Annotated in this window: 17 protein-coding genes and 1 tRNA gene; 6 read left to right on the top strand and 12 right to left on the bottom strand. The window is 52.3% G+C overall.

The annotated features are described in order from the left end of the window. Window positions 1-2: 2 nt before the first annotated feature. The 3 genes from ACHZA2_RS03435 to ACHZA2_RS03425 form a co-directional block, all read right to left on the bottom strand. Window positions 3-77, bottom strand: a tRNA-Arg gene (locus ACHZA2_RS03435). A 55-nt stretch (window positions 78-132) separates the two neighbouring features. Then, window positions 133-528, bottom strand: coding sequence for a DUF473 domain-containing protein (locus ACHZA2_RS03430; protein WP_319540187.1), 396 nt, complete (start codon window positions 526-528; stop codon window positions 133-135). A 5-nt stretch (window positions 529-533) separates the two neighbouring features. Further along, entirely contained in the window at window positions 534-1,268 is a 735-nt protein-coding gene (locus tag ACHZA2_RS03425) for a proteasome assembly chaperone family protein (RefSeq protein WP_394698473.1), read from the bottom strand. Between the two features lie 35 nt (window positions 1,269-1,303). On the opposite strand from ACHZA2_RS03425, the gene ACHZA2_RS03420 reads away from it, so the two are divergent. Then, a complete protein-coding gene (locus ACHZA2_RS03420; protein WP_319540188.1) occupies window positions 1,304-1,618 on the top strand; it encodes a DUF5611 family protein in 315 nt (104 codons plus the stop codon). Window positions 1,619-1,626: 8 nt separating this feature from the next. Here the strand turns inward: ACHZA2_RS03420 and leuS are convergent, their stop codons facing one another. Genes leuS through ACHZA2_RS03380 form a run of 8 tightly spaced genes read right to left on the bottom strand, consistent with a single transcriptional unit; the run spans window position 1,627 to window position 12,287 of the window. After that, complete coding sequence (gene leuS / locus ACHZA2_RS03415) at window positions 1,627-4,407, bottom strand: leucine--tRNA ligase (protein WP_319540189.1); 2,781 nt, start codon at window positions 4,405-4,407, stop codon at window positions 1,627-1,629. Between the two features lie 21 nt (window positions 4,408-4,428). Continuing rightward, the gene (locus tag ACHZA2_RS03410; RefSeq protein ID WP_319540190.1) at window positions 4,429-6,417 is read right to left on the bottom strand and encodes a PINc/VapC family ATPase; all 1,989 of its coding nucleotides are present in this window, start codon (window positions 6,415-6,417) and stop codon (window positions 4,429-4,431) included. Between the two features lie 24 nt (window positions 6,418-6,441). Further along, entirely contained in the window at window positions 6,442-6,831 is a 390-nt protein-coding gene (hisI, locus tag ACHZA2_RS03405) for a phosphoribosyl-AMP cyclohydrolase (protein WP_319578543.1), read from the bottom strand. Then, on the bottom strand, window positions 6,828-7,652 hold the full coding sequence (locus ACHZA2_RS03400) for an A24 family peptidase C-terminal domain-containing protein (protein ID WP_319578542.1): 825 nt from the start codon (window positions 7,650-7,652) through the stop codon (window positions 6,828-6,830). Before ACHZA2_RS03400 ends, hisI begins: the two co-directional genes overlap by 4 nt. A gap of 53 nt (window positions 7,653-7,705) precedes the next feature. Further along, a complete protein-coding gene (locus tag ACHZA2_RS03395; RefSeq protein WP_319540943.1) occupies window positions 7,706-8,800 on the bottom strand; it encodes a DNA topoisomerase IV subunit A in 1,095 nt (364 codons plus the stop codon). Then, a complete protein-coding gene (locus ACHZA2_RS03390; RefSeq protein ID WP_319578541.1) occupies window positions 8,793-10,643 on the bottom strand; it encodes a DNA topoisomerase VI subunit B in 1,851 nt (616 codons plus the stop codon). The genes ACHZA2_RS03395 and ACHZA2_RS03390 overlap by 8 nt, the downstream gene beginning before the upstream one ends. 60 nt (window positions 10,644-10,703) lie before the next feature. After that, window positions 10,704-11,930 (bottom strand): histidine--tRNA ligase, encoded by a 1,227-nt coding sequence (gene hisS / locus ACHZA2_RS03385; RefSeq protein WP_319578540.1) that lies wholly within the window; start codon window positions 11,928-11,930, stop codon window positions 10,704-10,706. 15 nt (window positions 11,931-11,945) lie between these two features. Beyond that, a complete protein-coding gene (locus ACHZA2_RS03380; RefSeq protein ID WP_319578539.1) occupies window positions 11,946-12,287 on the bottom strand; it encodes an ABC transporter permease in 342 nt (113 codons plus the stop codon). A 15-nt stretch (window positions 12,288-12,302) separates the two neighbouring features. On the opposite strand from ACHZA2_RS03380, the gene larB reads away from it, so the two are divergent. Genes larB through ACHZA2_RS03360 form a run of 4 tightly spaced genes read left to right on the top strand, consistent with a single transcriptional unit; the run spans window position 12,303 to window position 15,178 of the window. Then, window positions 12,303-13,085 (top strand): nickel pincer cofactor biosynthesis protein LarB, encoded by a 783-nt coding sequence (gene larB / locus ACHZA2_RS03375; protein ID WP_319578538.1) that lies wholly within the window; start codon window positions 12,303-12,305, stop codon window positions 13,083-13,085. Continuing rightward, window positions 13,082-13,603: a nicotinamide-nucleotide adenylyltransferase gene (locus ACHZA2_RS03370; RefSeq protein WP_319540197.1), complete on the top strand. Its 522-nt coding sequence runs from the start codon at window positions 13,082-13,084 to the stop codon at window positions 13,601-13,603. Before larB ends, ACHZA2_RS03370 begins: the two co-directional genes overlap by 4 nt. Before the next feature lie 19 nt (window positions 13,604-13,622). Further along, window positions 13,623-14,918 (top strand): hypothetical protein, encoded by a 1,296-nt coding sequence (locus tag ACHZA2_RS03365; RefSeq protein ID WP_319578537.1) that lies wholly within the window; start codon window positions 13,623-13,625, stop codon window positions 14,916-14,918. Beyond that, window positions 14,915-15,178, top strand: coding sequence for a hypothetical protein (locus tag ACHZA2_RS03360; RefSeq protein WP_319578536.1), 264 nt, complete (start codon window positions 14,915-14,917; stop codon window positions 15,176-15,178). Before ACHZA2_RS03365 ends, ACHZA2_RS03360 begins: the two co-directional genes overlap by 4 nt. 98 nt (window positions 15,179-15,276) lie before the next feature. On the opposite strand, the gene ACHZA2_RS03355 is transcribed toward ACHZA2_RS03360, so the two are convergent. Continuing rightward, the gene (locus ACHZA2_RS03355) at window positions 15,277-16,713 is read right to left on the bottom strand and encodes a cobyric acid synthase (protein ID WP_319578535.1); all 1,437 of its coding nucleotides are present in this window, start codon (window positions 16,711-16,713) and stop codon (window positions 15,277-15,279) included. A 130-nt stretch (window positions 16,714-16,843) separates the two neighbouring features. On the opposite strand from ACHZA2_RS03355, the gene yciH reads away from it, so the two are divergent. Next, entirely contained in the window at window positions 16,844-17,149 is a 306-nt protein-coding gene (gene yciH, locus ACHZA2_RS03350; protein ID WP_319540201.1) for a stress response translation initiation inhibitor YciH, read from the top strand. Window positions 17,150-17,159: the final 10 nt, after the last annotated feature.

The following is a 17,159-nucleotide window of genomic DNA, read 5'->3' as shown; positions in this document are numbered from 1 at the left end:
TACGGACCTGGGGGGATTCGAACCCCCGACATTCGGGTTAGAAGCCCGACGCTATATCCAGGCTAAGCCACAGGTCCACCTGTGCCTCCATATATTATATCTAGACTGGTTTAAACCTAGCGAAAAAAAGAGTTATCCTGCGTGAAAAATTACAGGCCTGACCACATCCACCAGTCGTGGTTCAGTGAGTCTGCAGGGATTTACTGTCGCCTTAATGGTGGTGTTTGAGATATACTTCAACTTGCAGCGTGCTGACATCCTCTCACGCTCCATTACATGATATCCTTGTGAGACCTCAACGACGTGTTTCATGGTGATGGATACCGAGATGATCTCGACGATGATGCCGGTGTCTCCGATTGCGATATCTTCACAATCGATTGAGGTCATGAAGACCCGTGCACCCGGTGCCACTGATGAGAGTGCGATGACGTTGTGTGCACTCGTGAGTTCAACAGTCCGGGGGACGCCCTTTCGTAGTTCCTCTATCACCTGCGGCGAGATCCCTGATAATGTGATACATTCCATGGAGGTCACCCGTACATGGGGAGCAATGGATCCGTTTTCACCGGCTGCTCCTCAGCCGACTGTACCTCTTCAGAGAGACGATGCATCTGTGCTTCGATCTCATCTGCCTGTTCCAAGAGACCGCTTGTATCTACCTGCAACTGATAAATCGTGTTCATTACCTCAATGGTTGCTGCTGCAGCCCGGGGATCAGGAGCGTTGATTGTCTCACCAAGAAGGCCGATACCAGGAATCCCCCTGACTTTGCACTCGGTGAGGATGCTGCTGGCAATGCCAGATATACTTCCGATAGGAAGCCTGAGTGCGGTCTCACCGATCTTGTCAAGCAGTTCTTTGCCTGTGGTGACACAGAACACACGTTTCTCCGGTTCATTTGTGATGATTCCTGCGATGGTTACCACTTCGGCAACTGTCACCGGTTTGAGCCAGTCAAGGATTGCATTGGCGACCTCGTAACAGATCTGGGGATGAATTGGAATATCTGCAAATATAGCGACTGTTGCATCTTTCTCATAAATCCTGACAGGAACTGCAATGATTCCCTCGGTCATCATTGCCATCGGCGGGAAGTACTTGCTGGTGATCACCCCGATCTGGGTGAACCCGAGTTTCTCCACGATGTATGAGAGTGCGATGCTCCCCACAAGGCCGCTCCCGGGAAATCCGATAAAGACGGTGACACCCTGACCTGTAGGTGGTGGTGACTGCACGATGACGTCGGGCACCTGACTGTTCATCATTACATTAAGATACCCGTCGCAGCTATAAAATGAGTATGCAGGAGTATCCTATCAAGAGGACCCATATAAAGCAACTTTCTGTGAATATTGTAGAAAAACTCAAAGAGCACTTTGAAGTCGAACCAAAAGAGGTAGACGGGTTTTTTCAGATCAGCTTTGGGGCCATTGAATCCATGCAGGTGAAGGTGGGAGCAGCTGGCAAGAGTATGCTCGTAGGGACGAAGTCCAAGACCGGGATTGAGGATGAACAGATCATTCTTGATACAAACCGCAGATTCAGACGGTACCTGGATGATGTTACGGGGTACACAACAAAGGAACGGGTAAAAAAAGCAAAAACGGTTGAATAACCGTCTCTTTATTCAATAATTATTGCCGGTTTGAATGGCAGGGCATATCCTGCCTTCTCATGAGAGCAGTTTTCTGCTGCTACAATAGTAAACCTGAGGTTGAACTCGCTCTCCAGGAATTTCTGTGCAGCAGTGAATACCGCCAGCTCATCAGGTCTGCTTGCCACAATCTGGTCTACCAGTTCTGACGAGAGACGGTGGTAATGGGTTGTGCAGTTCTTCACTGCATCGGCTGCTTCCTTTCCACGTGCCCTGACACTTTCCTGCTGCATGATCTCACGCATGACATTCTTCTTGTCTGGAGCTGAGGCGATCATCCTGAAGATGTCCCACTTCCACTCAGGAGAGATACAGATGGTGACCCGCTCTGGTTTCATCTTGATGATGCGGAGCAGTGACTCGATATCCTCAACGGTTCGTGCCAGGAGATCTTCACCGATCTCTGCGCTGATATCGATCTTCGTCTCGTCTGCTTCAGGCCAGGGTGCGAAGGAGATCAACCCTTCATGACCCATGTCTGTCCAGAGTTCTTCTGCTGTGAAGGGGATGATAGGTGCAAGCAGACGTACCCATGTGGAACTGATCTCCTGAAGAGTCTCTTTTCCTCCAGTGAGTTCTCCACCAAGGCGGCGCCTGTACCATTTCAGGTCTGACTCAAGTCCAAAGAAGGACTCCTGAAGGGCCTGCCTGGTCTGGAAGTTCTCCATCGCCTTTGTGACCTCCCTGATGTGCTCCTGCACCCGTGAGATGATCCAGCGGTCGATGGGTACCGGGCTGCCACCTGCTGAGTTTGCCTCACGGATGGTTGAAGCGAATCGCTCGATCTGCTTCCTGGTCGAGGCGACCAGTTCGTTCCTCCAGTCAAAATCCTGCCACGGCTCTCCGCTGCCGATCAGAAACATCCTGACCGTGTCAGCACCGAAGTCGTTGATGGCATCTTCGAGCAGATACACGTTGCCTTTCGAGGATGACATCTTTGCCCCGTTCAGAAGACCCATGCCGAAGACAACCATCCCGTGTGGGAGCAGGTTCTTCGGGAATATTGAGCAGTGGTGGAATATCTGGAAGGTCAGGTGGTTGGAAATGAGATCCTTTGCAGAGAACCTGAAGTCGTACGGATACCAGAAGAGGAACTCCTTCCTCATCGCGTCAAGTTCTGCACGCTGTGGAAGGGCTGGAGACTCTTTTCCAAGGAAGATATAATCAAAGACCTCTGGTGTCAGGATGGCAGGATCCATCTTCTTGACTTGTGCCGCGATGGTGTAGTACGCCATGTAGATGGTGGAGTCAGAGAGCGGCTCTATCAGCCATTCCGGATCCCACGGGAGCCTGGTTCCAAGCCCTACCCGTCGTGAGCATGCCCAGTCCTTGAGCCAGCCGACTGTCCTGTCAAACTCCGCCCTGACCTCGGAAGGTACCAGTTCCATTATGGCGAGCTGATCTGATACCTGCTTCTTCCAGACAGGGTCGCTGTACTCAAGGAACCACTGGTTATGCAGAACCTTGACATACACACGTGACCCGCATCTGCAGACTACCGGTCGGGTGTCAAATTCGTACATGACAAAGGAGCCGTGCTGGTCTGTGAGCACCTGGCCGATCTCATCACGTGCGAACTTAACTGGTTTGCCCCCATACTGCTCGTACATCTTTCCTGTGCTGTGCTCTGCTGAGTAAACCTCCTGGGTGAGGGCTTCGAGGTTTGGATCATCCTGGTTGATGATGTCTGCCTTCTCAACAGCCTCTACAGCCGGGAACTCACCATACCCGTCGACCTTGATAAGGCCGATCGGTTTGATTGAGGTGTACTTCCCTTTCTGCTGCAGGTCACGAAGAGCGATGTAATCGTAAGGTGCATGGGCAGGAACACTCATCACGAGCCCGGTTGCCATGTCGGGATCCACGAAGACGGCTGGAAGGATCGGAATCTCACCACAGAATGGATGGGTCACGGTCTTGTCGACGAGTTCTGATCCCTTGATCACGCCGAGTTCTTTTACCTCGTGATCCTGGAGACCAAGTTTGGTCATCGCATCGCGTGAGAGGATCCATTCCTTTCCGTCTACCTGAGCCCGTACGTACTCAACATCCGGGTTGACCCAGAGGTTGGTGACACCATAAATGGTTTCAGGTCTGAGGGTTGCACAGGGGATGGTGATATCTCCGTACTTGAAGAGGATCAGGATGAACTTCTGAATCTCTGCCTTGTCCCCTTCAAGTAGATCGTGGTCTCCCACAGGGTTGTCATCCTGCGGGCAGTATCTGACCGGGTGTGCACCCTTGACAACATGACCTGCCTCGTTGAGGTGTTTCCACTGCCACTCGATGAACTTGCTGTAGGTAGGTTCAACAGTGGTAAACCGTCGTGTCCAGTCGATTGAGAGTCCTGCCTGCTTCATCACCCGTTCGTACTCGTTCGCGAAGTGGTTGACGATGTTGAGAGGATCGGTGAATGAGTCAAGCACGTTCTGCGGGACCCTGTAGAGATCCCTGTACAGTTTGATTGCTTTCTCATCCTTCCGGGCAATCCGCTTTGATATCCCTACAACCGGTGCACCGGTGACGTGGAATGCCATTGGATACAGCACTTCACGACCTCGCATCCTCCAGAACCTGGCGATGACATCGGGAACGATATATGTCCGGCCATGGCCGACATGCATCGCACCGCTCGGGTACGGATAAGCGACGGTGAGATAGAACTTCTGCTTGTCAGATGGTTTTGTGACAAATGCCCCTTCCCACCTGGCTCTGATTGCGGTCTCCTGGTTATTGGTCTCCTGAGTCACAATAAATCCTCCCGAACACCTTCAGACCGTTTTGAGCCGTATGGGCTCTCCTTCGTTGTACCTGCGGAGCATCTCCTGGGCAATGGTGCTGTTCTTAGCGAGATGGATCTCGCCTGAGTCATTGACGGTCGCTGTGAAGAGATACTCTCTTCCTGCAAAGACGTCCACGATCTTGCCGGTATTGCCAGGGGATATGATGGAGAGCTGTTTCTTGTCGATCCTGACCTGCAGTCCCTCGCCAAGGTTCAGTTCTTCTTTCTCAACCGGAGCCGCAGCTGCTGCAACTTTTGCTTTCTTTGCAAGTTCGCTTGCAGGTCTGATATCGATCCCGACACCGACCTTGTTCACGATTGCAGCAATGTTCTTGCCACCTTTTCCGATTGCAGCAGGAACATCGCGGTCGTCGATGTATACGACAGCCTTGGTTGCCGAGAGCATCTCAACAAGGATCTCACCGTTTGAGTACCTGCCGATCTCCCGCTGGATATCTCTCTCGGTGACCTCCCAGGTGGAACTCTCCTCATCCTCGTCGTCACTCTCCTCTTCAGACTGCTGGGGTTCGGGGCTCTGGACTGTGGGTACTGCGACCACTGCCTTCTCTGGCTCAAGACCCTTGCCGGTCTCCTGTGGCGGCTCATATGCCGGGGCCTCCTCTTCCTCGATTGAAGCCACTGGAAGCACAACAGTCTCAGTGCCGAACTTGAAGATCTCAAAGGAGATCTCACCTGTCTGGAGCTCTGAAAGAGTCGTTACCGGGCGGATATGCATCTCGTTGTCTGCCCCTTCCGGAACCTTCATCGAGAAACTGGTTGAGTAGATGTGCTGGATATGCCCGTCTTTCATGTAGATGAGACTTCCGAAGACCTGTGAGAGGGCAGAGAAGTCTATCCTGTATGCCAGTCGTTGCAGTGCTTCAAGCGGTGATACTGCATGGAGGATGCCGATCATACCGATGCCGGCTAACCGCATATCAGCAAAGACGTCAAAGTCATCGTTCTTCCTGAGTTCATCAAAGATGACAAAATCAGGGCGGACGAGGAGCATCACATCTGCTGTGTTGACCATGCTGCCGTCAAGTGCGGTGTACTGGGTGATCTGGTCAGGTACCTGCATCTCCCGTGGCTGCTCCATCGTCTTGACGATGCAACCCGATTCAGAAAGGTACGTGGCAATTGCCTGGGCAAGGGTGGTCTTCCCACAACCCGGTGTTCCGGTGATCAGAATTCCCGGTTTCTCGCTCATCAGCAGTTTTTTGATGACCTCTACCTGGCTGTAGTCCTGAAGAGCAAGATCCACGATAGGCCTGACTGCAGTGATCTCCATCCCGTCAGAGAAGGGACGCCGGGCAATCGATATCCGCATGGACCCGATCTGGACGACAGTCACTCCACGCTTTTCTATCTCGATGAATCCATCAGGATCGCGTTTTGCACGCTCCAGGATCTCCTGGGCCATCGACCTGAGTTCGTACTCAGTACAGAGAGTCTCCCTGATTGTGAAAGTCTCTGTCTTTCCGATGGTTCCTTTACGAACCATCGGCTTAGCCCGCTCTTTCAGATAGACCGCAATGGTGTACTCATCAAAAAACTGATCTATTGCAAGCGGTGTGAAATCCTCGACCTGTGGCCTGAGGTATAGCACGTCAAGGCCTTTCGCCTTAGCGACCTCGGATTGGACAACATCGCTTGTGATAAATCGTGCACCGTGGGTTATGGCAACCCTGCGGATAAGTGAGTCTATTTCACCGCCACTGGCAAGTTTTACCTGCTCAAGTGTCGGGCGTTCTCCGTAGAACTCTATTGATATTATACCCTTTTCGGCGAGTTTGCACAGTTCCTGGAGTTCGGTCAGACCTGAAAATCCGATCTCCCGTCCCTGGTTTGCCTGCGCCTCCAGCTCGGCAACAACTGCTTCCGGTATTATTATTTGAGCTCCGTTATATTCACCTGTATCGATGAGAGTGGTGATGCGACCGTCTATGACGACGCTAGTATCTGGAACCAATTTCAAAAATATTCACCACTTATAACGTGGTCATTCATTGCTTTTATTATATACCTTATCCGGCTCAAATAGGCGGTCTGCTATAATTTTACCGCTGATAGTCCGGTAAAAACAGGTCCAGTGTCCGGTGTGGCATGCCGCACATTCCTGTGAAACTATATAGATCAGGGCGTCAGCATCACAGTCAACCCTGATCTCGTGAACCTGCTGGAGATTTCCTGACTCCTCACCCTTCTTCCAGATCTTCTTTCGCGATCTGCTGTAATAGTGTGCATATCCGGTCTCCTCCGTAAGATCGATCGCCTCACGGCTGGCATAGGCGAGCATGAGAATATCCTTTGTCTCCCGGTCCTGGGCGATCACCGGGATCAGGTCCTGCTTATCAAAGCTGAGTGCTATCTGATTTGGTCCGCTGCTCATGAGACAACCAGCCTGACAAGAAACCCGAAGAGATCGCCAAGGAAGAGAGCAGAGATGAGTCCGCCTGTGATCGGAATCAGGAACGGCACGCCGTAACTGATCCAGACAGTCCCTGCCTTCCTGTACAATGCAAGTTCTTTGCGGTACTTTTCGGGGTGTTCCTTAAGTGACTTGGTGTACACCCGCTTTCCGCCTGAGACAAGATCCTTAATAGCAGCTCTTACCCCTATGAATTTCCTCTGAAGTTCCCCGTTCACCTCGGTGAACTCCTCCATAACAATCCCGAACTGATCCTCGATTGTTGATCCCTGTACCGGGAACCCGAGAAAGAGATAGGCCAGCGGTGCACGGTTCCCCCTGATCACGTTCATCACGAAGAATACAACCGGGAGGATGAGATTGATGACAACCGCATTGAAGAGGACACTGAATGGGAGGAATACATATGGAGGAAACCCGAAGACCGGGTACCCGGTTACGGGAACGAATGGGAAACACGGGATGAGAACGGTGATGAGTATCAGTGCCTTTGTGTCCGCCATTCCCATCAGGTTGAACCTGGTGAAGAGGTAGAAGGCAACCACAAAGAAGAGGATGAGTGGGATAAGTGGCATCAACATGCGCAGATCACCTGCTTCTGCCACTGAGTACCAGAACCAGAAAAGCATGGGAATGCCGATTGCAACTGCAGGGTACCACATCACAACCGGAACTGCACGTTCCTTGATATCCTCCCAGCATCCGTAGATGAGGGTGATAATAAGAGCCAGGGCGTTAACAGCAAGAGGGAGCATGACCGCAGGCATGCTGAAAATATCCATGATACCTCTTCTCTCCGATCCTTAATCTCGTGTTCGATCGATCCCTGATCCTACTACCGTTTCAGGACACCCATCTCTGCAAGCCTTGCCGGCAGGTACTCATCAGTGACGAAGTCAAGTCCACGGGCAGCAAATGCCTGCTGTTCTGACTTCAGGTTCAAAGAGAGCTGGAGATTGATCTGTTCACGCCAGTAGTCTGATGCAAACCGTGGATCTGTCTGTTCTGCCCTGAGAGCGCCGATGTCCTGATCTGTGAGTTTGTCAGACGGGAGATCATAATCCCTAATGTCAGTCGGCTGCACCCCGATGAACCTGGCAGATGGTGTCGCAAGGATATCGGAGATGTGTGCACTCTTGATCGAGCCATATGCAACAGAGGCGTAGATTCGGTATGACCACGGGTCACCATCGGTGAAGACCGTAACCGGGAGTTCGAACTCTTTAGCAAGTCTGTTGAGCATCCTGCGGGTGGACCTGGCAGGCTGGCCCTTGAGATGGACAAGGATGGCATCGTACTTCTCGTCAAACCCATTCTCGATAAGACGGGCATACATGCCACCGGTCTCTATCGCGATGACCATCCTGGCGTCATGGTCCACGAGATCCAGTTTCTCCACGTTTGTCGGAATCTGGTACCCGGTCTCGCCGACATCGTTGCCGCAGTGTATCTCCTTTGGGCCGCGGCGGGTCTCCTCCCTGATCCTGAGAGGGCCGAAGACACTCGCCCCACTCTCTTCCGGCCTGAGGTTGAATTGTTCACGCTGAACATCGGTAAGGATCTCCAGGTCCTCGATAAGAAGGTTGGAGTCGTTCTGTGCTGCAAACTTTGCCCTCTTCCAGCCCTCAGAGATGTAATACAGCTCTCTTAAAGTGGATGAGCGGCTCTCCACGATCTGGTGCCTGATGAACCAGATCACATATGCCATCTTGAGGATATGCAGGGCACTCTTCTCGCTGCCTGCCTCGCGGAGCCTTTCTCTGTCGCCGTATTTCCATGCGTCAATATCCTCGTCGTACTCGATGTTCTTCTTGGTCCGGGTCGGCATCGTGATGGACGGGAGATCTCCTCTGGACATCTGGGAGTACCACTGCCTTGGAATTCCCAGCAGTTTATCCAGAGTCTCTTTCTTTCTGGCTTCCTTATCGATCAAGATCCACCACCACCTTCTTCTTCTCGTCTATGCCCCTGATGTCGATACTTCCCCTTCCGGTTCCCGGAAACTCAGTTACCCAGATCTCTGCTGGGGCGATATGTAGCTGCCAGACTGCCGAGTAGTCATCTCCTACCTTCTCGACAAATACAGGTGGTTTGTCAGCCTTCTGCGGATCGTCCTGTGTGATGGCGTAGAGCGAGATGTCAACAGCGTGGGCAGTATAATTACTCACCAGTATCGAGACGATCCCGTCTGTGGTTCTCTTCTTGGCAACCAGACGCCGCATGATCTGACCCTCGATCGGCGAGGTATCAGGGACAGGCAGTTCAAGAGTCTCTGCAACTTTTATTGCAATATCCGGAATGATCGAACAGATTGCCCGTGCCCGTTCCTCACTCTGTCTGCTCCGGTCACGACGCTGGATAAATGTCTTGAGATCACGCCCGAGATCCTGGAGTGCAAGGGTTACCTCCCGCTCGATCTCCGGGATGGAAGCGACTGCATCCTTGCTCTCACTCGTGAACGGGACGTTGGTCGAGGCCACATGTACGAGGATGATCAGCGGCCCGGTGGGGAGCCCCTGCTGGCTGATACCGTAGGTCTTCCAGTTCACACCGTTGATGCAGGCGGTGACGGCACAGGCTCCCTGCTGGTACATCAGCGGTACTCGGTTTGCAAACCGCATGATCCTGGCAGTGCCTTCTGCTTCGAGTTTGCCACCCCAGCCGAGTGCGGCCTCAACGATAAACGGATGTCCATGGTACACCGCAGCCGGCCTTGTCCGTGCCGAGATGTAGTCAAGTTGAAACTCCTTCTCAAGCCCCTGTCTGATGAGATCCTCTCCTATCGGGGAGAGGCACTGCTGTGCCGGTGGCGGTGGCACATTCGCACTCTGCATGGCTGCCAAGAGGGTTCCGAGTTCTTTTGTATTGAGAGAAGAAGCATCCCGGTCATCTTTCATCCCTGCTCCGTCCAGAATCTCGGTCGCTGTCTTCTCACCGACCCTGCTGAATCCTTCGATCAGGAATGTCCTGAGTGGTTCTTTGGATGCTGTTGTCATCCGTTTGAGTTCGCCAAGTTCGACACCGTGAGGATGAGGCTTGATCGCTTTTGGAGGGATGATAGGTTCCTCACTTGCACGATCAAACGTCATCGTCTCCCCGTCGAGATCGACCCTGATCCTGCAGTGCGGGTTCACGACTGAGGTATACCTGAGGTATTCGATGAGCCGTTTACGTGCAGTCAGGCTGCTCTTGAACTCTATCTCGATCCTGGTCCCGTGAGTCCGGTCCCAGGTTATCTCTTCGCGTGAGAGGATCTCAGGCTCATTCGTCTCGGTCTTGATCTGGATGAGCATCCTGAATGCTCCCCGGTCAGCACCGCACCGGGAGATGACAAGTGTCGGTGTACCGGTTGTGAGCTGGGCGTAGAGGACTGCTGCTGATATCCCGATACCCTGCTGCCCACGTGACTGGCGAATCTGGTGGAACCGGGATCCGTAGAGGAGTTTCCCAAAGACAAACGGAATATTATCTGGAACTATTCCCGGACCGTTGTCCTCGACCACGACCTTGAAGACATCATCCTGCATTCTGAATATCCCAAGGTAGATATCAGGTAGCACTCCTGCCTCTTCGCAGGCGTCAAGGGCGTTGTCGATCGCCTCCTTGACTGTGGTGATGATCCCCCTTACCGGGGAGTCAAATCCGAGTAGGTGTTTGTTCTTCTCAAAAAACTCGGCGACACTGATGCTCCGCTGCTGGCGTGCCAGTTCGTCTGCAAGGGTTTCAGCCGGAAGTTCTGCCTGCACAGGTCCGGTATCTTTTTTTCGTGCCATCGGGTCTGGATAATTTTTGTAGTTTCAGTACTCGTGCAGTGGTACAATACTGCGGTTATATTATTGTGCAGTTAGTGAGGTGATCACATCAGCAAGCGGAAGGGTCTGCTGCTCTCCTCCTTTCATATTCTTCAGGGTTGCCATGCCTGATCTAACTTCCTCCTCGCCGATGATGACCACATAATCAGCACTCTTACCAGCGTTTTTCATTTGGGCTGAGAATCCTCTCCCCATCAGGTCGATACCGCAGATAATACCGCTCCCCCGAAGTTCATGTGCAACTGTAAGTGCCCGCTCCCTGGCTTCAGGTGTAAAGACCACCATCACCTGCGGCTGGAACGGCATCCAGATCTGCTCTCCGAGGGCAACCATCACCCTGTCAAATCCTATCGCAAACCCGACCGACGGGGTGTCTTCTCCACCAAAGAGGTGTGCAAGCCGGTATGCCCCGCCTCCGAGGATCTGGTTCTCTGCTCCAAGACCCTCTGCAAAGCATTCAAAGACAACTCCTGTGTAGTAATCAAGACCGCGGGCGATGGCAGGATTGATCTCGTACTGGACTCCCTGGCTGTCCAGTATCCTGAAGGTCTCCCTGATCCGGTCTGCTTCCGGGATCTCACCGATGACGGCAAAGACCTCGTCAAGTGTCCGGGCACTGATGAGCTGCTGCAGTGGGGCTGCTAGATTCTCTCTTCCGGTTTCAGAGAGAAACGCTGAAGCTGCATCGGTGTCACGCTTGTCAAGGAACGATCTGACCTTCTTCTGATCTTCGGCAGGAAGATCTTTCAGAAGTGTCCGCATAAAGGAAAGATGTCCGACCTTCATGACAAAGGTCACACCCGCAGTCCTGAGCAGTTCATCGGCAACCATCATCACCTCAGCATCAGCCATCGCCGAGTCTGCTCCGATCAATTCTATCCCGAACTGCCAGAACTGCCGGTACCGCCCTTTCTGCGGGCGTTCATACCGGTAACAGTCTGCATAGTAACTCCACTTGATCGGTTTTGTCAGAGATCGTCCTTCATTGACAAAGGTCCTGAGCACGGGTGCCGTGAGTTCAGGCCTGAGAGCGAGGGACCTGCCACCCTTGTCCTCGAAGACATACATCTCATCGATGATCCCTTCGCCAGAGCGGATCGTGAAGAGTTCAAGTTCCTCAAAGGTTGGTGTTGATACTTCGCGGTACCCCCAGGTCCGGGCTTTTGCCCGCATCCGTGCCTCGATCTCCCTGCGCTGCTCCATCTCATCAGGGAGCATATCCCGTGTTCCTCGTGGTCTGCTCAGCATGTGTACCCTCTGTAACTACCGTTTCGCTGGTGCTTTTCCAAGTGCCCGGTCAAGTACCGGTTCAGTGGAAAAGACCTGTTCCCGTTTCTGCTGTCCCTGAAGCCAGAGCCCGAGCAGGACGATACCTATACCCAGAATATCGACAGACGGAAAGAGCAGAATCTCTCCTGCCCCTGCGGTTGTGATCGCGGTGTGTAATACTCCCATTCGTGCCGCTCCCCGGTACCCGGCAAGACCGGTCCTCATATAAATTCTGATATCACGCAGCCAGAGAAAGAGACCTGTGGCTGCACCGAAGATGGCGATATAGAAGAGATAACTCACCACAATGAACCTATTATGTAATCTTTGACTCATATCTTACTATCTTATATGGAGCCGGATGGTGATCTGCGGGATCTTCTGGAGCGTGTCAGAAGAGGGGTTTTATCCCCTGATGAGGCTGAAAAGGAGATCCAGAGCAGAAGTGCTGGCCATATCGGGTCGATAGCACATCTGGATCTTGAGCGGGCAGGCAGGTGCGGTATTCCTGAAGTGGTGCTTGCAGAGGGCAAGGATCCTGTACATCTGTATGCCATTGCAGAAGGATATGCTCGCAGGGCAGGTAGATGCGTCATCACCAGGATAGATCCCGTAACTCTCCCGACCCTGCAGGAGATCACCAGGCAACTCGGTATCTCGTATGAATACTCACCTGAAGGGCGGGTGATGGTTCTGGCCGGTGCACCAAGGATGGCTGACACGGGTGGCATCATCGGGATAATCACAGCGGGAACATCTGATATCAGGGTTGCAGAAGAGGCACGGGTCATAGCAGAGGAGATGGGATGTAAAGTCCGCACATCTTATGATGTCGGCGTTGCCGGACTGCACCGGCTTTTTCCCGTGCTCGAAGAGATGAAGGACTGTCATGCCTTTGTTGTGGCTGCAGGCAGGGAGGGGACGCTTCCTGCTGTGGTTGCCGGTCTTATGGATCAGCCGGTGATCGGCGTTCCGGTCTCAACCGGGTATGGGTACATGGGAAAGGGAGAGGCTGCCCTTGCCAGTATGCTCCAGTCCTGCTCTGTGCTGACTGTCGTAAATATTGATGCAGGATTTGTTGCCGGTGCGTTTGCAGCAAGGATAGCAACCATGGTTGCAGGGAGAAGTTCGTGAAACGTGCATTCTATATCGGCAGGTTTCAGCCATTTCACAACGGCCACCTGACCGTCATCGACCGCATCATCAAGGAAGCTGATGAACTGATCATCGGAATCGGAAGTGCCCAGCTCAGTCACGACCTTGAGAACCCCTTCACAGCTGGTGAGCGGGTGCTGATGATCACACGGGCACTGGAAGGCCTGAGCCGGCCATTCTATGTCATTCCAATAGAAGACATCAAGCGAAATGCCCTCTGGGTCGCTCATATCACTTCCATGACTCCTCCCTTTGATACCGTGTACACGAGCAACCCGCTGGTGATACGGCTCTTTTCAGAGGCAGGAATTCCTGTCTGTTCCCCTGAAATGTTCAAACGTGAATCCCACTCAGGAACCTCTATCAGGGAGAGGATGCGGGCTGGTGAGGTGTGGGAAGATCTTGTTCCCAGGGTAGTTGTTGATGTGATCACTGAGGTAGATGGGATTGATCGCATCAGGGATCTCGATCGAAGCGATGGCGATCCCTCATTCTAGAATTTATCAGGAGTTGACCATGTTTAAACGAATAACCGAATTATTCCGATCAAAAAATACAGAGTCGAAAGCCAACGCGACGACCCTTGCTGATCTTCCCGCATGGCTTGATGCAGAGGAGCAGACCTGTATCAGTCTCCGTTCTGAACAGTTCAACGATTCACGTGAGATCATCGAGAAGGCAAGGCAGGATATTCTCGAACTTCTGACAGAGTTCGGGGCTGAGGATTCGGCTATGGAACCTATGCATCCGAAGGTTGAGCAGGTGAACCGGCACAACCTCCCGCAGTTCAAACACAAGGTAGAGGATGCCCTTGATCTCGAGTTCTCTGATGAGGACGAGGCTTACTATCAGCAGGTAGCCGAGATGATCAACAGTTGCTTCAAGGCATACAAGGGCCCGGGCAGGTACCTTCACCATCTCTACGGTGATGAGGTGAAGATCTTCAGACAACTGATGGATCAGATTGGAAAGGAACTCAACCTCCTTACCGAGGCGATAAAAAACTCCCGAACCAGGCTTGCACGTATCGATGCTGTCAGGGAGGGGATGAGACTTGTCAAAGATGCTGAGGACGAACTTGCTGAAGTTGCTGCAATCAGAAGAGAGATGGATGAGAAACGCAGTGAACTTGTCAGAAGAAAGGAACAACTCTCCCATGATCGTGATCTCCATGCAACAAGTCCTGAGTACAACGAGTACACTGCTTCACAGGCGGCGCTTGAGGAAAAGAAACAGAGATGCCTTGAACTCTTTGAAGCACTCGATGCCCTTGTGAGAACGGCCCTTCCGATATGGCGACGGGCACTCCGGATAGTGCAGGATGAACGAAAGAAGGACGAGGAGAAACTATTAGATCGGCTGATTCAGGAGGCCGTGCTCCAGCATTATGCAGATCCTGAGTTTACCAGACTGATCAGATCCACGGCAGGGGAGATCTTCAGATCCATAGAGAGTGAGGCGATCCCGCTCAAGAACTCATTTGAGAAGTCCCTGTATGTGAACGCAGATTCCTATATGGATCAGATGATCGGAGCAGTTGAATCATGGCATGGTGTTGAAGAAAAATGTCAGCATGAGAGAGAAGCAATCGCTACTCATCCGGCAGCGGGGACCCATTACTCATTTGAGACCGCGATCCTTGATCTTGAGCGTGAGATAAAGCATGGAGATGATGAGGCCGGGAAACTGGAAGGCCGTGTACATCATCTGAAGCGTGAAAAAGAGAAGGCGGCTACCATCGTAAGCGACGAGATGAAAGAGTTGTCAGGCGGAGAGATCATCGTGGCAGGGCTCTCGGACGGTGAAACATGAGCCACCCTGTCCGGGACCTCCCGGTTGTGAAAGGGTATGTTGACTGCCTCCCTGTAAAGAGAGAGGATCTCGATCACTGTCGGTTCTGTGCCCATTCGGTCAGGTTCAGGGTTGCGGGAAGAGAAGTACCCTCGCCTGCCCGTGCGTACTGTACTCTTCAGCGAAAGACTGAGGAGGTGGACCTTTCAAAGGTCGAGGCGGTCATCTGTGATGATCTCTCGTCAGAGGGATTTCGCAGCATCATGAACATAATCGGGTAGTTGTTGGACTCCCGATTCACTGTTTTATTAAAAACCCCAACGGTGCCCCGTTGGGGGCCCCAGGTAGGACCAGTGAAAAGGACTTTTTCATGCAAAATTTATCTGAAATGCTTCAGGATCTCTTCGATCCTGACGTATCTTTCAAAATGATCAGCCAGTGCATCAAAGGGATCTTCCTCTTGATCACGCGGGCTCCACGATTCTCCTTTCTGTTCATAGAGATATGAGACTAGAGCCGTGACTGCTGAAGGGTTCGTGAACAGTCCATGCATGTAGGTTCCGATCACAAGCCCGTCATCAGAGACTGCTCCCTCATCCTGGAATGCTCCATGGATTCCCGGATGATCAGTATCTCCCATGTGAATCTCATATCCACTCACCTCCGATATCCTGGAGAGGATAGGGCCGACTCCTGATGACCAGCGAGTTACCTGGGTGGTAATCTTCTTGTACCCGGTAAACCTGGTTGTTCCATCGATGAGTCCGATCCCCTCATACTCACCCTCATTCGACTCCACTCCTGAGTCGATGATTTTGTTACAAAGCATCTGGTATCCGCCACAGATTCCGATCACCGGAACTCCTCTCTTTCGTGCAGCTCTGATCTGGTCCGCAGTGCCTGATGCCTGGATAACCTCCAGGTCTTCGACCGTGTTTTTTGTCCCCGGAATGATGATTGCATCATACCCGTCAAGCTGGTGACCGGGGAGCACATACGTGACCGAGGCATGACGCTCAAGCAGTTCGAAGTCGGTGAAGTTGGAGATCCTGGGGAGGTGAATCACGGCAACTTTTACCGGGGATGTCACGGTTTTTTTATCCTTCAGGGAGAGTGAATCTTCACTCGGGATGGCAATGTCAGTTGCCGGAACCAGCCCGAGAACCGGAATCTTGCAGAGTTCCTCGATGATAGTGATCCCTTCATCAAAGAGGGTCGGGTCTCCCCTGAACTTGTTGATGATGACACCACATACAAGGGGTCTAATATCATCAGGGAAAAGAGAGATGGTGCCGTATACCTGGGCAAAAACACCCCCTCGTTCGATATCTGCGACCAGGATGATAGGATATCTGAGCAGTCTGGCGAGGCGGATATTGGCTATGTCGCGGGAGTAGAGGTTCACTTCGGCTGCACCCCCGGCCCCTTCGATGACCAGGTGGCCGTACTGGTCAAGCAGGAGTTTTGCAGCCTCCATCGCTGTCTTGAGAAGTTGATCGGTCTCCTGGTAATATGATGAGGCCTTGACATCGCGGTATGGTCTTCCCATGAGCACGATCTGAGAGGTCTGATCACCTTTGGGTTTGAGCAGGATCGGGTTCATCGCGATCTCAGGCTCAAGGCCGGCAGCCATCGCCTGCATCGCCTGGGCTATCCCTATCTCACCTCCGTCGCGGGTCACATATGAGTTCAGGCTCATGTTCTGCGATTTGTATGGTGCATGACTGATTGAACGCCGGTATAGTGATCTGCAGATGGCGGTTACCACGGTACTCTTCCCAACGTGGGATGCTGTACCGAGGACCATAATTGACATGACTCTTACGTTGGATGGACTGGGTAATAATCTCCCATGACCCGATTTTTTCTATCTCCGTTATAAATGGTTTTGATCTGATACCGGACAGTAAAAAGGCTTTAATAACAAAACGGGAGATGGTATAGTAATGAATGGTGGTATTTGCTCCATTTGCGGGCTACCAAAAGAGCTGTGTATCTGTGAAGAAGTTGCAAAAGAGCAGCAGAGAATCAACGTAAAGGTCAACAAACGTCGTTACGGGAAAGAAGTCACTGTGATCGAGGGGCTCGATCCGACTGACATCGATCTTGAAGACCTCTCCAAGTTCATGAAGAGTAAACTCGCCTGTGGGGGTACTGTGAAAGAGAGCTCAATTGAACTGCAGGGAAATCATCGTGACCGGGTTATCGATCTGCTCGCTAGCAAAGGGTACGCGGTGGACAATATCTCATAACGGGCATGCC

The sequence above is a fragment of the uncultured Methanospirillum sp. genome, assembly GCF_963668415.2.
GTDB lineage: Archaea > Halobacteriota > Methanomicrobia > Methanomicrobiales > Methanospirillaceae > Methanospirillum.
This window is presented reverse-complemented; position numbering and strand designations above follow the sequence as displayed.